11 protein-coding genes and 1 pseudogene are annotated in these 15,368 nt (G+C 61.1%); 2 read left to right on the forward strand and 10 right to left on the reverse strand.

Features of this window, described 5'->3' with window-relative positions:
* The first annotated feature begins 7 nt into the window (after window positions 1-7).
* The gene (locus FHT87_RS23825) at window positions 8-1,258 is read left to right on the forward strand and encodes a DUF6596 domain-containing protein (RefSeq protein ID WP_183735210.1); all 1,251 of its coding nucleotides are present in this window, start codon (window positions 8-10) and stop codon (window positions 1,256-1,258) included.
* Here FHT87_RS23825 and FHT87_RS23830 read toward each other — a convergent pair.
* From FHT87_RS23830 to FHT87_RS23840, 3 genes are all read right to left on the reverse strand, one after another.
* Window positions 1,239-2,270: a peptidoglycan -binding protein gene (locus FHT87_RS23830; protein ID WP_183735211.1), complete on the reverse strand. Its 1,032-nt coding sequence runs from the start codon at window positions 2,268-2,270 to the stop codon at window positions 1,239-1,241. The two genes, FHT87_RS23825 and FHT87_RS23830, sit on opposite strands and share 20 nt — an antisense overlap.
* Before the next feature lie 3 nt (window positions 2,271-2,273).
* A complete protein-coding gene (locus FHT87_RS23835; protein ID WP_183735212.1) occupies window positions 2,274-3,371 on the reverse strand; it encodes a MotA/TolQ/ExbB proton channel family protein in 1,098 nt (365 codons plus the stop codon).
* Between the two features lie 112 nt (window positions 3,372-3,483).
* A complete protein-coding gene (locus FHT87_RS23840; RefSeq protein WP_183735213.1) occupies window positions 3,484-4,284 on the reverse strand; it encodes an inositol monophosphatase family protein in 801 nt (266 codons plus the stop codon).
* 194 nt (window positions 4,285-4,478) lie between these two features.
* On the opposite strand from FHT87_RS23840, the pseudogene FHT87_RS23845 reads away from it, so the two are divergent.
* A pseudogene (locus FHT87_RS23845) lies at window positions 4,479-4,598 on the forward strand (SDR family oxidoreductase); the annotation flags it as partial.
* 79 nt (window positions 4,599-4,677) lie between these two features.
* On the opposite strand, the gene FHT87_RS23850 reads toward FHT87_RS23845, so the two are convergent.
* The 7 genes from FHT87_RS23850 to FHT87_RS23880 form a co-directional block, all read right to left on the reverse strand.
* A complete protein-coding gene (locus FHT87_RS23850) occupies window positions 4,678-5,775 on the reverse strand; it encodes a chemotaxis response regulator protein-glutamate methylesterase (protein ID WP_183735214.1) in 1,098 nt (365 codons plus the stop codon).
* A gap of 9 nt (window positions 5,776-5,784) precedes the next feature.
* Complete coding sequence (locus FHT87_RS23855; protein WP_183735215.1) at window positions 5,785-6,639, reverse strand: CheR family methyltransferase; 855 nt, start codon at window positions 6,637-6,639, stop codon at window positions 5,785-5,787.
* Window positions 6,640-6,672: 33 nt separating this feature from the next.
* Complete coding sequence (locus FHT87_RS23860) at window positions 6,673-7,149, reverse strand: chemotaxis protein CheW (protein ID WP_029869063.1); 477 nt, start codon at window positions 7,147-7,149, stop codon at window positions 6,673-6,675.
* 76 nt (window positions 7,150-7,225) lie between these two features.
* The gene (locus FHT87_RS23865) at window positions 7,226-9,046 is read right to left on the reverse strand and encodes a methyl-accepting chemotaxis protein (protein WP_183805205.1); all 1,821 of its coding nucleotides are present in this window, start codon (window positions 9,044-9,046) and stop codon (window positions 7,226-7,228) included.
* Window positions 9,047-9,209: 163 nt separating this feature from the next.
* Window positions 9,210-11,273 carry a methyl-accepting chemotaxis protein gene (locus tag FHT87_RS23870; RefSeq protein WP_183805207.1) on the reverse strand — a complete coding sequence of 688 codons (2,064 nt, stop codon included), beginning with the start codon at window positions 11,271-11,273 and terminating at the stop codon, window positions 9,210-9,212.
* Window positions 11,274-11,465: 192 nt separating this feature from the next.
* Window positions 11,466-13,403: a methyl-accepting chemotaxis protein gene (locus FHT87_RS23875; RefSeq protein WP_183805209.1), complete on the reverse strand. Its 1,938-nt coding sequence runs from the start codon at window positions 13,401-13,403 to the stop codon at window positions 11,466-11,468.
* Between the two features lie 225 nt (window positions 13,404-13,628).
* Window positions 13,629-15,341, reverse strand: a complete 1,713-nt coding sequence (locus FHT87_RS23880) for a methyl-accepting chemotaxis protein (RefSeq protein ID WP_183805211.1) — start codon at window positions 15,339-15,341, stop codon at window positions 13,629-13,631.
* Between the last annotated feature and the right edge of the window lie 27 nt (window positions 15,342-15,368).

Genomic DNA, 15,368 nt, shown 5'->3' on the forward strand with positions numbered 1-15,368 from the left:
GACCGTTGTGACATCAGATGCAGGTCGCGCCGCCGAAAAGGTGGCGCGCCAATCCTACGGCAAGCTTATTGCCTTTCTTGCTGCCCGCTCGCGCGATGTGCCGGCAGCAGAAGATGCCCTGTCCGAAGCGCTTGCGGCTGCTCTGCGAACATGGCCCGAGCGCGGCATTCCCGATAATCCCGAGGCCTGGCTGCTCACCGCAGCTCGCCGCAACCTCATACAGGCCGTCCGCCACCGAAATGTGCGCGACAATGCTCGCAACATGATTACGCTGGCTTTCGAGGAAGCCGAAGAGCGCATGAACGATGTCGAAAATGCCGTCTTCCCGGATGAACGGCTGAAACTGCTTTTTGCCTGTACCCACCCGACAATCGACAAGTCTGTTCACACACCGCTGATGCTCCAGACCGTGCTTGGCGTTGACGCTAAAACCATGGCGCGGGCCTTCGTCGTCTCGCCGGATGCCATGAGCCAGCGTCTGGTGCGGGCTAAGGTGAAGATCCGCGATGCCGGCATTCCCTTCGCTATTCCCGAGCAGCACATGCTGACGGAGCGGCTGGCGAGCGTGCTCTCCGCAATTTATGCCGCCTATGGCTTGGGCTGGGATGGTCTCGATGGCGAGGAAGACAGTCGCACGGGCCTGACAGGCGAAGCCATCTGGCTTGGCCGTACGCTCATAACAATTCTGCCGGAAGAGCCCGAGGTCATGGGGCTGCTCTCACTGATGCTTTATTGCGAAGCAAGAAGACATGCACGGCTCGACGCTGATGGCCTCTACGTGCCGCTCGAGGATCAGGACACCGGCCTCTGGAACGAGATCATGATGGCGGAAGCCGACGCGCTGCTGCGCAAAGCCGGTACTTTCGACTGCTTTGGTCCGTTCCAGTGCCAGGCGGCGATCCAGTCCGTCCACGTCTCGCGTCGCCGGACGGCGGCAACGGACTGGGAAGCTCTCGTCACGCTTTATCGGGCACTGATTGCCATGAAACCGACGCTCGGCGCGAAGGTCAGCCACGCAGCTGTCATCGGCAGGGTCGAAGACGCGGCCTCGGCCCTCACTTTGCTGGACGGGCTGGAGCAACGTGCCATTGCCAGCTACCAGCCCTATTGGGCAGTGCGCGCGCATCTGCTTTCCGAACTCGGTGAAAGTGATGCCGCGGCAGAAGCCTACGGAATCGCGATCGGCCTGAGCGACAATCCGGCCATCTGCACCTTCCTCACCAGCAGGCTTAAGGCCGTTATTTCTCGGTCAGCTTGAGTTCGATACGGCGGTTCGTGGCACGCGCTTCCGGCGTATCGCCGGGCGCAATCGGCTGGAATTCGCCAAAACCTGCCGCAACAAGCCGGTCGGCAGGCACACCCTGCGCGATCAGGAACTTCACGACAGAGATCGCGCGGGCAGACGAAAGCTCCCAGTTGTCCCGGTAGCGGCCCGTGCCTGAAAGCGCGACATTGTCCGTATGCCCGTCGACGCGCAGAACCCAGTTGATTTCGGGCGGAATTTCCTTGGCAAGGTCGAGCAAGGCGGCGGCGAGCTTTGCCATTTCTGTTTGGCCATCGGGATTGAGGTCCGCTCCCCCAGATGGGAACAGCACTTCCGACTGGAAGACGAAACGGTCGCCGACGACACGGATGTTTTCGCGATCGGACAGGATCTCGCGCAGACGGCCGAAGAAGTCCGACCTGTAGCGGTTGAGTTCCTGCACGCGCGCGGCCAGCGCCACATTCAGACGGCGGCCGAGATCGGCGATTTTTGTCTGCGAGGTTTGATCCTTCTCCTCGGAAGCCTGAAGTGCTGCCTCGACAGCAGCAATCTGGCTGCGCAGTGCTGCGATCTGCTGGTTGAGGAGCTCGACCTGGCTGAGGGCACGGTCGCTGACCTGCTTCTGCTCATCGAGCTGTTGCGTCAGCGTTCCGATCTGTCGCTTTGCCGCATCCTGGCCGCCGGAGCCCGCGCTCAGCAGCGCCTGCAATCGCGTACGCTCGCCCTCAGCACTCGCAAGCGATGCCTGCAGATTGGCGACGGAATCCTGAAGATCCTGATTGCTGCCCTTCTCGAGCGCCAGCAACTGCGTGAGCTCATTGATCTGACCGTTCAGACGTGCCAGCACCTCATCACGGCCGCTGATTTCGCGGCTGAGAATGAACTGGCCGACGACGAAGACCGTAAGGATGAACATGATGGCGATGAGCAGCGTCGACAGAGCATCGACGAAGCCCGGCCAGTAGTCGACCGCGCGTTGGTGGCGACGGTTGCGGGCAAGAGGCATCGCTTACTTGCCCTCGCTCTTTTCGACATGGCCGGCCCGCTCGCGCGCCCTCTCGCCGCCACGATCCTGCACGCCGATACGCTCGGCCAGCCGGTCGAGCGTGCGGCGCATCGCCTTTGCCTCGTCCTGCTGCACCTCGATCCAGTCGCGCAGCATCTGCTGCTCGTTGCGCATGTTCTTGACGAGGCCCTGGATGCCTTCGGCAAGGCTCGCCATGGCCGCGACCGACCGCTGGCTGGCCGGGCCACCCTCTTCGGCAACCTTGCGCAGATATTCCGAAAGCGCCTTCATATCTTCCGACGAGCCGCCGGAGACTGCATCGAGCGTCGGCACCGGAATGTCCGAGCCGACATCGGTAACGGAGGAGAGCCAGTTTTCGAGCTCCGTGTAGAAACGGTTCTGCGCGCGGCCGGCCTGCAGGTCGAGGAAACCGAGGATCAGCGAACCCGAAAGACCGAGCAGCGATGACGAAAAAGCCTGGCCCATGCCGGACAGCGGCGTCGCAAGCCCTTCTTTCAGCGTGGACAGCACGTCGCCCGTACCGTTCGAGCCGGCATCGAGTGACTGGATGACCGAGCTGATGGAACCGATCGTACCGATAAGGCCCCAGAAGGTGCCGAGCAGGCCGAGGAAGACGAGAAGCCCGATGAGGTAGCGGGAGACGTCGCGTGATTCGTCGAGACGATTGGCGATCGAATCCAGAATGGAGCGCAGCGCCGTGGTCGACAATGCCACCCCGGACTTGCGATTGCCGATCAGCGCCCGCATCGGCGCAAGCAGCCGCGGATTGCGGTTCACCTTGTCGGCGCTGCCTGCCGCGCGGAAGGAGTTGAACCAGCGCACTTCCGGACGAAGCGACAGCACATGATTGAAAACGAGAATGATTCCAACGGCAAGAACGCCGAGGATGAGACCATTGAGGCCCGGATTATGCATGAAGGCGGTCTGTGTCTGCCGGAACAGGATGGCCGCTATGAAGCCCACGATGATGAGGAACAATAACATCGTCCAGAAGAACGACATGGGACTTGAGAGTTTGTAGGCGTAGCCACTCGTGGTCTTCTCGGTCGAGCCGAACTCGGCCACATTCACATTTTCCATAGGTTCCTCGGCCTCCGGACTAATTGCAGCCGGAGACTAGATCAACATTGCGCCGAATTGAAGTATGCCCGGTGGAAAAGCGGGACTTTGCAACAGGCTGCTTGCCCGCCCGTCACCGGGTCGGAACGGGCCGCTTGACGACTTCCGTCAGGGCCTTGTGAATGTGCTCGTTGCCGGCAATGATCGCGCCGGTTTCGAGGATCGACGTGCCGCCGTCCCAGTCGGTCGCAAAACCGCCCGCTTCGCGGATGAGCAGGATGCCGGCCGCCATGTCCCAGGGCGACAACGCCGTTTCCCAGAAACCGTCAAAACGACCGGCCGCCACATAGGCAAGATCGAGCGAGACCGCACCCATGCGACGGATGCCGGCGACCTCACCCATGACGTGGCGCAGCTCGATCAGGAACTTGCCGTGATTTCCACGGCCGAGATGCGGCACACCGCAGGCGATGACGCTGTCGGAGAGCACTCGGCGCGAGGCGACCCGCAGCCGGCGATCGTTCAAGAATGCACCACCGCCGCGCTCTGCGGTGTAAAGCTCGTCCGTCGCCGGGTTGAAGATGACACCTGCCACGATCTCATTGTTGCGCTCGAGTGCGATGGAGACGGCGAAGGCTGGAATGCCGTGCAGGAAGTTGGTCGTGCCGTCGAGCGGATCGACGATCCAGCGATGCGCGCCATCAGTACCCTTGATCTCTTCGCTTTCCTCACCGAGGAAGCCGTAGGTCGGGCGAGCCTTGAGAAGCTCTTCCTTGACGATCTTTTCGGCCTTGCGGTCCGCATTCGAGACGAAGTCGCCCGGTCCCTTCACCGATACCTGCAGGTTCTGCACTTCACCGAAATCACGCCCCAGCGACTTGCCTGCCTTGATGGCAGCCTGAACCATGACATTGAGAAGAGCTGAACGGGCCATGTGGGCATTTTCCTTGGATAATACGGGACGCGCTGTCAGGGGCGGGGGTATGTCCCTGAACGCCGGAAGCGACAGCGCTGCATAGATTGGCGGCCTCAAGACCACAAAATCAGGGAAATTTCAAGGGGAATGCCGCATGGCGGGGTTGCAGCACGAAAGGATAATTCCAAGTTATTCTGGATAGATCCGTCTGAATGGCACTCGGCCGCATGGGCGAGGACAAGGAAATCGCGAGCTTCGCAGCCTGTCTCGCGAGCCCCGAAACATCCTTCATCACCGGCGCCAGCCTGACGATCGACGGCGGTTATCTGGCCTGGTGCAGACAAGCGAACGGCGGCGCAGATGTGCCGTCATTCCATTGCTCCCGTCATTCCATCGCTCAATGTCCGAAAGTCAGGACTTCTGCTGTGTGATCAGCACTTCGCGGGCGATCTGGTCGAGCGGCAGAATTCGGTCGACACCGCCCTTGGCGATCGCTTCCTTCGGCATGCCGAAAACAACCGAGGTCGCTTCATCCTGCGCGACGGTATAGGCGCCGGCCTGATGCATTTCCAGCATGCCGCGCGCACCGTCGTCTCCCATTCCCGTCATGATGATGCCCATCGCGTTCGAGCCGGCCGAACGGGCAGCGGAACGGAAGAGCACATCGACAGACGGGCGGTGGCGGGAAACCAGTGGTCCGGACTTGACGGACACATAATAGCGTGCGCCCTGACGCTCCAGCAGCATATGCTTGTCGCCGGGCGCAATCAGCACGTGACCGCGCAGCACCGGATCGCCGTCGGCTGCTTCCTTGACCTCGACTTCGCAAAGACCATTGAGGCGCTTGGCGAAAGCCGCGGTGAATCTTTCCGGCATGTGCTGGACGATCACCATGCCCGGCGCATTGGCCGGCAGCGCCTCCAGAAATTCGCGCAGGGCTTCCGTTCCGCCCGTCGAAGCGCCGACGCAGACGACCATTTCCGTCGTCTTCGCCATGGCCCGGCCGGTTGGTGGCGGCAGCATCGCATCGGCCGTCAGCTTCTTGGCCGGCCCTTCCGCCGAAGCCGAACGGACGCGGCCTGCAGCGCGGCGCACATTCGCAAGCCGTGCATGCGAAGCGCTCTTCACCACTTCACGGATACGCATCGCATCGTCGGCCAAACTGTCGGCCGCACCGATTTTCGATTTCAGGATGACATCGACAGCTCCAGCCTCCAGCGCCTGCAGCAGCGTTTCCGAACCTGCTTCCGTCAGCGAGGAACACATGACGACCGGGATGGGCCGCTGTGACATGAGCTTGCGCAGGAAGGTGATGCCATCCATGCGCGGCATCTCGACATCGAGCGTGATAACGTCGGGGATCTCTTCCTGGATCTTGCGCGCCGCCATGAACGGGTCGGAGGCGACGCCCATGACTTCGATCTCCGGGTCGTCTTCCAGAACCCGTGTCAGTGTCTGCCGGACACTGGCGGAATCATCGATGATGAGGACACGGACTTTTTTGGCCATAGGACCCTCTCAGATGCGCTGGAACACCGTATTCGAAACCTGCTTCAAGGGAAGGTCGAAGCCGGTGATCGATTCCGAGTGTCCGATAAACATGTACCCGCCCTTCGCGAGGCAATCGCAGAGACGGGTGAGAACACCTGCCTGCGTCTGCTTGTCGAAGTAGATCAGCACGTTGCGGCAAAAGATCAGATGCATCGTGTCGCCAACCGGATATTTCTCGTCCATCAGGTTCATGCGGGCGAAGCCGACGCGGCTACGCAGCTTCGGTGAGATGCGAACATCGCGTCGGCCCTGCTGCTTGGCCACCATGACATACTTCTTCTGCAGGTCGCGCGGCACCGGCGCGACCAGATCTTCCGCATAGATGCCCCGGCGCGCGGTCTGCAGCACGTCGGTCGAGAGGTCGGTCGCCAGCACACTGTAGGAGAGATCGCTACGACCCTCGACGAATTCGGCCAGCACCATTGCCATGGTGTAGGGCTCCGCGCCGGTCGAGCATGCCGAACTCCATGTACGAATGGTCCGCACACCGCTGTCGGCGAGCGTTGGAAGGGCGACCGTCTGCATATATTCGAAATGCTTGGCTTCCCGGAAGAAGTCGGTCTTGTTGGTCGTCACGACGTCTATCAGGTAGACGCTCTCCTGCTCGAGACCATCCTCGTTGAACAGGAAATCGCAATAGTCGTCGAAGCTCGCATGGCGCGTGGCGCGGAGACGCCGGCGCAGCCGGCCCTCCAGCATCGTCAGCTTCGTCGGCGGCATCTTGATGCCGCTATAGTCATAGATGAACCGTGCCAGCTTGTCGAAGTTACGCTTGCTGATCCTGTCACCCGGCAATTGGGTTTCTACCGCTGCCATACTCATAAAACGCGACGCTCCGGGTAAGTCTCGAGGGCCTTAGGCGGCCGATTGCAGGACAGAGGCATCCTCGCGCGACAGAAGCCGGGCAAGGTCGACGATAACGACGAAGCCGTTCTCGCGGCGCACGACACCGGCAATGTAATCCGACCGCCAGCGCACGCCGATATCGGGCGCAGCCTCGATCTGATCGCGGCGGAACGGCGTCACTTCGAAAACGCGATCGGCGACGAGGCCGAGCGTCAGAAGACGGTTTTCCATGGGAACGTCGAGGACCAGCACGCGCGTATGCGGCGTCGGCACGGTCTTCGACATGCCGAGCTTCAATCGCAAGTCGATCGTCGGCACGCCCTGACCGCGCACATCGCGCAGGCCGAGCAGATAGTCGGGGCCATTCGGAATCTTGAAGGCTTCCGCATAGTCGAGGATTTCGCGCACCACCTCCACCGGAACGGCGAAGATCTCCTCGCCGAGGCTGAAGGTCACGAATTGAGCTTCCAGAGATGTTGTTGCCATGATCAACCGCTTTCCTTGGATTCGGGCGCCCCCATTATCGGGGACGCCTGTTAACAGATTGAAAGGACCCGAATGCTCAGGCGCTTTCCTTGAACTCCGCATCCCCATCGTCGGGGCCGCCCATGGAGAGGTCGAGGGCAAAGCCCTTGGCGCGCGCCTGCTGGGCAGCAACCGTATTGGCGGCCGCGGTCTTCTTGGCGACCGGCTTGCGGCCTCCGGTCGGAAGCGGCGTGCTCACCGTGACCTTGGCAGCCGGAGCGCGGGACAGACGGTTGCCGGCCATATCCACCTTGAAGAAGGCGATCGAGGCCTGCAGTTCCTCAGCCTGGGTTGCCAGCTCTTCGGAGGTCGCCGACATTTCTTCGGAGGCACCGGCATTCTGCTGCGTCACCTTGTCGAGCTGCTGGATCGCCTCATTGATCTGGGCTGCACCAATATCCTGCTCGCGGCAAGCAGCGCTGATCTCGGAGACCAGTTCGGCAGTCTTGCGGATATCCGGAACCAAGCGGCCGAGCATGTCGCCGGCTTCCTGCGCCGCCTTTACCGTATCGCCGGACATCGCCGAGATTTCAGCGGCTGCCGACTGGCTGCGTTCTGCCAGCTTGCGCACTTCCGAGGCGACGACCGCAAAACCCTTGCCGTGCTCACCGGCACGCGCGGCTTCGACGGCGGCATTCAGGGCGAGCAGGTCGGTCTGGCGGGCGATTTCCTGGACGATGCCGATCTTCTCGGCGATCGTGCGCATCGCAGCCACCGCACGGTTGACGGCATCGCCGGAATTCTCCGCATCCTTGGCGGACTGGCGGGCGATCTTTTCGGTCTGGGCGGCGTTATCGGCGTTCTGCTTGATGTTTGAGGCCATCTCTTCCATCGAAGCGGAGGCCTCTTCAGCCGAAGCCGCCTGTTCGGTCGCACCCTGCGAGACCTGCTCGGAGCTGGCAGACAGTTCCTGGCTGCCGGACGAGACGTTTTCCGCAGCGGCGATCGCATCGGCGACAACACCGCGCAGGCGCTCCACCATCTGCTCCAGAGCGATGCCCAGCGTGTCCTTTTCCGACAGAGGCTTCGGAGAGACCGTAAGGTCGCCGTTCGAGATCTGGTTGGCGATCTGCGCGGTGTTACGCAGGTTGCCGGTCATCCGCGTCATGGAATTGACCAGATCGCGGATCTCGTCATTGCTCTTATGCTCGATGTCCTGTTCGAGATCGCCGATGCTGACGGCATCAGCAAGTTGAACCGCGCGCTTGAGGCCACGGGAGATATTGAGCAGGATCCAGATGGCAGCAGCCGAGGATATGACCATCAGCCCGATCGTCATGAGGATGAGCAGGTTGCGCGACTGTGCATATTGCTCGTTTGTGGCCGAGTCGGTCTCGGCGACATTGCCGGTTACCGTGTCATTCAGCTTCAAAAGGATGGCGAGAAGCTGTGTCGTAACCTGCTGGCCTTCACCCATCGAAATGACGCCGGCCTGCGTGTTGGATTCACTGGTGTTCTGCGTGGCGAGATCAGCAACACGGTCCTGAAGGGACGTCCACTTGCCGTAGAGATCGCCGAATTCGCTCATGCCGCTGCGGATATCCGGATCGGGGGATGCAGCAAGACGTGCCTGCAGCGTCTTGATCTGATCGCGCTGCTGGGAGATTTCGTCGACATAGCCGGCGATCTTAGTCGGATCCGTGTTGATGATTGCATCCTTCTCGGCGCGGATCGAGCGCATGACCGCATCGGAAAGATCACCGGAATCGCGCAGGTTGGCGACTGGGCCGGCAACCATGACCGAGATGTCATCGTTGAGCGACGAAAGATTGTAGATCGAAAGACCTGCCATTGCGCAGGTCAGGAGAACAATGAAACCGAAGACCAGGCCCAGTTTCAGTTTGATGGTGAAGCGCATTTCCGAACCTCTTTTAGAATGGTTGCGGCTGTGCCGCACAACAGGACCTCTGATAAACGCTTCATGCGTCGCCGGCTGAGCCCGGTACAGACCGGCTTGGACATCGCCGGATGCCGGAGGGGCCATGTAGCTTCGGCCCCTCCCTCGTCGAAAACGGAAAACCCTATGCGCTTTCCCGGAAATCATCGTCCGCCGTATCCGGCCCGCCCATGGACATGTCCAGGGCAAAACCCTTGGCGCGAGCTTGCTGAGCGGCAACGCCGTTGGCAGGGGCCGCTTTGCCGGCCGGCTTGCGGGCTGCTGCCGGAGCGGGGCTGCGCGTCGTCACTTTGGCGGCCGGGGTGCGGCCCTGGCGGCCACTCGTCGCCATTGCCTTGCCACCCGTGGTATCGACCTTGAAGAAGGCGATCGAGGCCTGCAGTTCCTCGGCCTGAGCGGCAAGCTCTTCCGAAGTAGCCGACATCTCTTCCGAAGCACCCGCATTCTGCTGGGTGACCTTGTCGAGCTGCTGGATCGCCTCGTTGATCTGCGACGCACCGACATCCTGCTCACGGCATGCGGAGCTGATCTCCGCCACGAGTTCCGCCGTCTTTCTGATGTCAGGCACCAGGCGGCCGAGCATGTCCCCGGCTTCCTGGGCAGCTGTGACGGTATCGCTCGACATGGCGCTGATTTCCGCTGCCGCCGACTGGCTGCGCTCGGCAAGCTTGCGCACTTCCGAAGCGACGACCGCAAAACCCTTGCCATGCTCTCCGGCACGAGCAGCTTCCACTGCAGCGTTGAGTGCGAGAAGGTCGGTCTGGCGGGCGATTTCCTGGACGATGCTGATCTTCTGGGCGATCGTACGCATGGCCTCGACCGCACGGGAAACGGCGTTTCCGCTCATCTCCGCATCCTTGGCCGACTGGCGGGCGATCTTTTCCGTCTGGGCGGCGTTATCGGCGTTCTGCTTGATGTTGGCAGCCATCTCCTCCATCGAGGAGGAGGCTTCCTCGGCCGACGAAGCCTGCTCGGTGGCGCCCTGCGATACCTGCTCCGAGCTCGCCGAAAGCTCCTGGCTGCCGGCCGAAACATTCTCCGCTGCCGCAATTGCGTCCGCGACGACATCGCGCAAACGCTCCACCATCTGTTCGAGCGCGGTGCCGAGTGTGTCCTTGGCCGAGAGCGCCTTCGGAGAAACCGTCAGGTCGCCGGCGGCAATCTGCGTGGCAATGTCGGCGGTGGCACGAAGATTGGTGACCATGCTTTGCATGGCGATGCCGAGCGTATCCTTGACCGAAAGCGGCTTCACCTCGACCGAGAGGTCGCCTTCTGCGATCTGGTTGGCAACATCGGCGGTAGAGCGCAGGTTATTCACCATGCCGAGCATGGCAATGCCGAGCGTATCCTTGTCGGAGAGCGGCTTCGGTGTGACGCTGAGATCACCGTTCGAAATCTCGTTTGCGATGCCAGCGGTATTACGCAGATTGTCCGTCATGACGTTGATCGTGTTCACCAGGTCCTTGATCTCGTCATTGCTCCTGATCTCGACCTTCTGGTTCAGATCGCCGATGGCGACGGCGCTGGCGACGTTCATGATCTTGCGTAGGCCGCTGTTGATGCCGAGCGCGATCCACAGCGCGGCAGCGAAAGCGATGACGGAAGCGCCTATGGCGATGCCGATCAGCAGGTTTCTCGTATTACCATAGAGGATTTCCGTATCGTCGTCGGCTTGGGTCATCGACTTCTGCTGAAGCGCGACGAGCGTCGTAAAGACGTCTTCCAGTTCGTCGACGATGGCGCGAACCTCTCCGCCGGAATAAGCCGTGGCCGCTGCCCTGTCGCCACCTTCCTGGATGGAGGCAACTTTATTGGAACCTTCCATGAAACGTTTGCCCAGCTCGACCAGCCTGTCCCACGTGGGCTTGCCGTCAGCCGTTGCGAGCCGTTGGCCGCCTGTCGCGAAAGTAAGCATGTCATCCATACTCTTCGCCGACTTCTCGTAGTTCTTCCTGACCACTTCGGGATCCATTTCCAAAAGGGCGTTCTTCTGCCACCTGATGGCATCGAGCTCGGCAGCTTTTGCTTCCAGAGCCAATTCCAGTCTTTTTGATGGACCTGCGATCAGGTCGCCGACGGCGGCATTCAGCGAGCTGAGACTGATAATTCCATAAACCGCGCTGCCTACCAGCAACAGTATGACGAAGCCGAACGCGGCCGCGAGCTTGAGCTTGATCGTAATACGCATCGCAATACCCCTATTTGAAAACGACGTAATAAACGTGGACCGATGGTTCCTGTCGCCGCGTCATGCAGCAAGACATTCCGGTAGGCAAAAACAGGTCGCACAAAGGTCTTGCGGCCTTGCATCCGGCGTTCCTGGTCGCCGGAAGCTTGTGTCAGGGGCCGCATGCGCAGCCGCCCTGACGGGATAAAGCGCTCAGGCGCTTTCCTTGAACTCCGCATCCCCATCGTCGGGGCCGCCCATGGAGAGGTCGAGGGCAAAGCCCTTGGCGCGCGCCTGCTGGGCAGCAACCGTATTCGCGGCCGCGGTCTTCTTGGCGACCGGCTTGCGGCCTCCGGTCGGAAGCGGCGTGCGCACCGTGACCTTGGCAGCCGGAGCGCGGGACAGACGGTTACCGGCCATATCCACCTTGAAGAAGGCGATCGAGGCCTGCAGTTCCTCAGCCTGGGTTGCCAGCTCTTCGGAGGTCGCCGACATCTCTTCGGAGGCACCGGCATTCTGCTGCGTCACCTTGTCGAGCTGCTGGATCGCTTCGTTGATCTGGGCAGCACCGATATCCTGCTCGCGGCAGGCGGCGCTGATCTCGGAGACCAGTTCGGCCGTCTTGCGGATGTCAGGAACCAGGCGGCCGAGCATGTCGCCGGCTTCCTGCGCGGCTTTGACCGTATCGCCGGACATCGCCGAGATTTCGGCGGCTGCCGACTGGCTGCGTTCTGCCAGCTTGCGCACTTCCGAGGCGACGACCGCAAAACCCTTGCCGTGCTCACCGGCACGCGCGGCTTCGACGGCGGCATTCAGGGCGAGCAGGTCGGTCTGGCGGGCGATTTCCTGGACGATGCCGATCTTCTCGGCGATCGTGCGCATCGCAGCCACCGCACGGTTGACGGCATCGCCGGAATTCTCCGCATCCTTGGCGGACTGGCGGGCGATCTTTTCGGTCTGGGCGGCGTTGTCGGCGTTCTGCTTGATGTTTGAGGCCATCTCTTCCATCGAAGCGGAGGCTTCTTCAGCCGAAGCCGCCTGTTCGGTCGCGCCCTGCGAGACCTGCTCGGAGCTGGCCGAGAGTTCCTGGCTGCCCGAAGAGACGTTTTCCGCAGCCGCGATCGCATCGGCGACGACACCGCGCAGGCGCTCCACCATCTGCTCCAGAGCGATACCAAGCGTATCCTTTTCGGAGAGAGGCTTCGGAGAAACCGTCAGGTCGCCGTTCGAGATGAGGTCTGCCACCTCGGCCGTTGTGCGCAGGTTTGACACCATGCTCTGCATGGCGATGCCGAGAACATCCTTATCCGACAGCGGTTTTGCGTCTACCGAGAGATCCCCCATGGCGATCTTGTCGGCAAGCGCTGCAGTGCTGCGCAGGTTGGCGGTCATGACATTGACCGTGTCGATCAGATCCTTGATCTCATCATTGGTCTTGATCTCGACCTTCTGTTCGAGGTCGCCCTTCGACACGGCCTCCGCGATGAAGGCAACCTTCTTCAGACCGCGGTTGATGCCGAATGCGAGCCAGACGGCGATGGTCGTCGAGAAGACGAACAGCACAACCGCCATGCCGATCAAGGCGCTGCTGGAATTGTCGTACTGGACATTCGTCGCTTCGTCCGTAGCACGCAGATCCTCAACGATGTGATTGTTGAGTTCACCCAGGATCTTCAGGAGATTGTCCGTGACCTTTGCGCCATTGCCCATGGAGATCTGGGCGGCATGGGCATTGCTTTCAGTTGTGTTCTGGGTTGCCAGATCGAGGATCTGGTCCTGCACTTGCATCCAATTCGGATAGACCGAACGGAATTCTGCGAGCTTGCCGACGACTGCCGGATTGGTCTCCTTGTCGAGCTCGGCCAGCCGATCGTCGATGGACTTCCGCTCCTGCGTGACCGTGTCCCGATATCCGGTAATGGCAGCCGGATCCGTGTTCATGATGGCATTCTTCTCGGCGCGGATCGATGCGGCGACCGCATCAGAAAGCCCGCCCGAAGCCAAAAGATTCTTGGCAGGACCAGCAACGATATCGGTGATAGCCGCATTGAGTGAATAAAGATTGGTAATGGCAAGACCTGCCATCCCAAGCGCCAATAATATTACGAGGCCAAAAGCAATACCTAGCTTCATTTTAATAGTGAAACGCATCTCTATCCCCTGAAAGCGGAAAATACTGTCTCGCAAGGCGGCCCGTGAGCAGATCGCCAGTAAGGAAAACCAATGAAGAGCCAAAAAAGGGGGACAGCGAGTAATTCACTTCCCAGCAGTCGGACATCTAGTGATCACGACGCTAACGCATACACACGTTGCGGGATATTTTCGTCCGAGGCCGCCAAAGCGGCCGCGGAGAGTTTCGGTCGACTGCGAAGCCGCTCAGGCGCTTTCGCGGAAATCGTCGTCACCGGCATCCGGGCCGCCCATCGACATGTCCAGGGCAAAGCCCTTGGCGCGTGCCTGTTGGGAAGCTACGGTGTGGCCGTGATTGTGGTTTTGCGTCGCCGGAGCCGGCTTGCGTGGGGCAGCGGCCGGAGCCTTGACCATCTTGGCAGTCGTCTTCGCAGCGGTCTTCCGTACGCCAGCACGGGTCGCGCCTGCCGTATCGACCTTGAAGAAGGCGATCGAGGCCTGCAGTTCTTCGGCCTGAGCAGCAAGCTCTTCGGAGGTCGCCGACATCTCTTCGGAGGCACCGGCATTCTGCTGGGTCACCTTGTCGAGCTGCTGGATCGCTTCGTTGATCTGCGCTGCACCGATATCCTGCTCGCGGCAGGCGGCACTGATCTCGGAAACCAGCTCGGCAGTCTTGCGGATGTCAGGAACCAGGCGGCCGAGCATGTCGCCGGCATCGCGGGCGGCCTTCACCGTATCGCCGGACATGGCACTGATTTCGGCGGCTGCCGACTGGCTGCGTTCTGCCAGCTTGCGCACTTCGGAAGCGACGACCGCAAAGCCCTTGCCATGTTCGCCGGCGCGAGCGGCCTCGACGGCGGCATTCAGGGCGAGCAGGTCCGTCTGGCGGGCAATTTCCTGGACGATGCCGATCTTCTCGGCGATCGTGCGCATCGCATCCACGGCGCGGTTGACGGCATCGCCCGAAGCTTCCGCGTCCTTGGCGGACTGGCGGGCGATCTTCTCGGTCTGGGCGGCGTTGTCGGCATTCTGCTTTATATTCGCAGCCATCTGTTCCATTGAAGCGGAGGCCTCTTCAGCCGAAGCCGCCTGTTCGGTCGCGCCCTGCGAGACCTGTTCGGAGCTGGCTGAAAGTTCCTGACTGCCCGACGAAACATTATCAGCGGCAGACAAGGCATCGGCCACGACGCCGCGCAGGCGTTCGATCATGACATTGACGTTGCCGAGCAGTTCACCGATTTCGTCATGCGTGGTGATTTCGGCCATCTTCGTCAGGTCGCCTTCGGCAACTTCGCGGACAACGGTGTTGGCGCGGCTAAGACCCTTGCTGATCGTATTCGCGATCCAGAAGGCCGTGAGGACAGCAATCAGCAACGCTACGGCAGCAACCGCAATCATCGTCGTGCGCGTCGTGGCATACTGCTGTTCGGCGCTGTCGTCTGCTTCCTTCATGCGCTGTTTTTCGAGCGTCAGAATTTCATCGAGTGTGGCGTCGATATCGTTGGCCGTCTGGCGAGCCGTCGTGACCGAGACATTGTTGGCGCCGTCCATATTGCCGTCCTTGATGAAATTTCGGATCTGGTCGTCGGCCTGATTGAATGCCTTGGAGAGTTCGGCAACTTGCTCCCAACGCGCCTTGCCTTGCTCGGTCGCAAGCTTCGTCACGGCAGCGAAGGCATCGGCGAAGTCCTTGCGAGCCTTGTTGCCCTTTTCGATCGCACCGGAAGCGTCGTCGGCATTGCGCGCCGTCAGGAGGTTCTTCTGCTGGCGGATGGCTTCGAGCTGGGCGATATTGATCTGTTGCGCCAGGTCGAGGCGCGCGGCAGGACCGGCAAGAAGGTTACCGATCGTGTCGTTCAGCGAGCCGAGGCTGAAGATGCCGTAGGCGGCAGTACCCATGAGCATGAGAATGATAAAGGTGAACGCTGTCACCAGCTTTGTCTTGATCGTCAATCGCATCGTCTTAACCCCTAGTGATTGGCCCCG

Source organism: Rhizobium sp. BK316 (assembly GCF_014193695.1).
Classification (GTDB): Bacteria; Pseudomonadota; Alphaproteobacteria; order Rhizobiales; family Rhizobiaceae; genus Rhizobium.

What these genes read in the sequence shown, in the direction of transcription:
- FHT87_RS23830 (WP_183735211.1), bottom strand. Translation starts at nt 2,270, where the DNA reads ATGCCTCTTGCCCGCAACCGTCGCCACCAACGCGCGGTCGACTACTGG.
- FHT87_RS23835 (WP_183735212.1), bottom strand. Translation starts at nt 3,371, where the DNA reads ATGGAAAATGTGAATGTGGCCGAGTTCGGCTCGACCGAGAAGACCACG.
- FHT87_RS23840 (WP_183735213.1), bottom strand. Translation starts at nt 4,284, where the DNA reads ATGGCCCGTTCAGCTCTTCTCAATGTCATGGTTCAGGCTGCCATCAAG.
- FHT87_RS23850 (WP_183735214.1), bottom strand. Translation starts at nt 5,775, where the DNA reads ATGGCCAAAAAAGTCCGTGTCCTCATCATCGATGATTCCGCCAGTGTC.
- FHT87_RS23855 (WP_183735215.1), bottom strand. Translation starts at nt 6,639, where the DNA reads ATGAGTATGGCAGCGGTAGAAACCCAATTGCCGGGTGACAGGATCAGC.
- FHT87_RS23860 (WP_029869063.1), bottom strand. Translation starts at nt 7,149, where the DNA reads ATGGCAACAACATCTCTGGAAGCTCAATTCGTGACCTTCAGCCTCGGC.
- FHT87_RS23865 (WP_183805205.1), bottom strand. Translation starts at nt 9,046, where the DNA reads ATGCGCTTCACCATCAAACTGAAACTGGGCCTGGTCTTCGGTTTCATT.
- FHT87_RS23870 (WP_183805207.1), bottom strand. Translation starts at nt 11,273, where the DNA reads ATGCGTATTACGATCAAGCTCAAGCTCGCGGCCGCGTTCGGCTTCGTC.
- FHT87_RS23875 (WP_183805209.1), bottom strand. Translation starts at nt 13,403, where the DNA reads ATGCGTTTCACTATTAAAATGAAGCTAGGTATTGCTTTTGGCCTCGTA.
- FHT87_RS23880 (WP_183805211.1), bottom strand. Translation starts at nt 15,341, where the DNA reads ATGCGATTGACGATCAAGACAAAGCTGGTGACAGCGTTCACCTTTATC.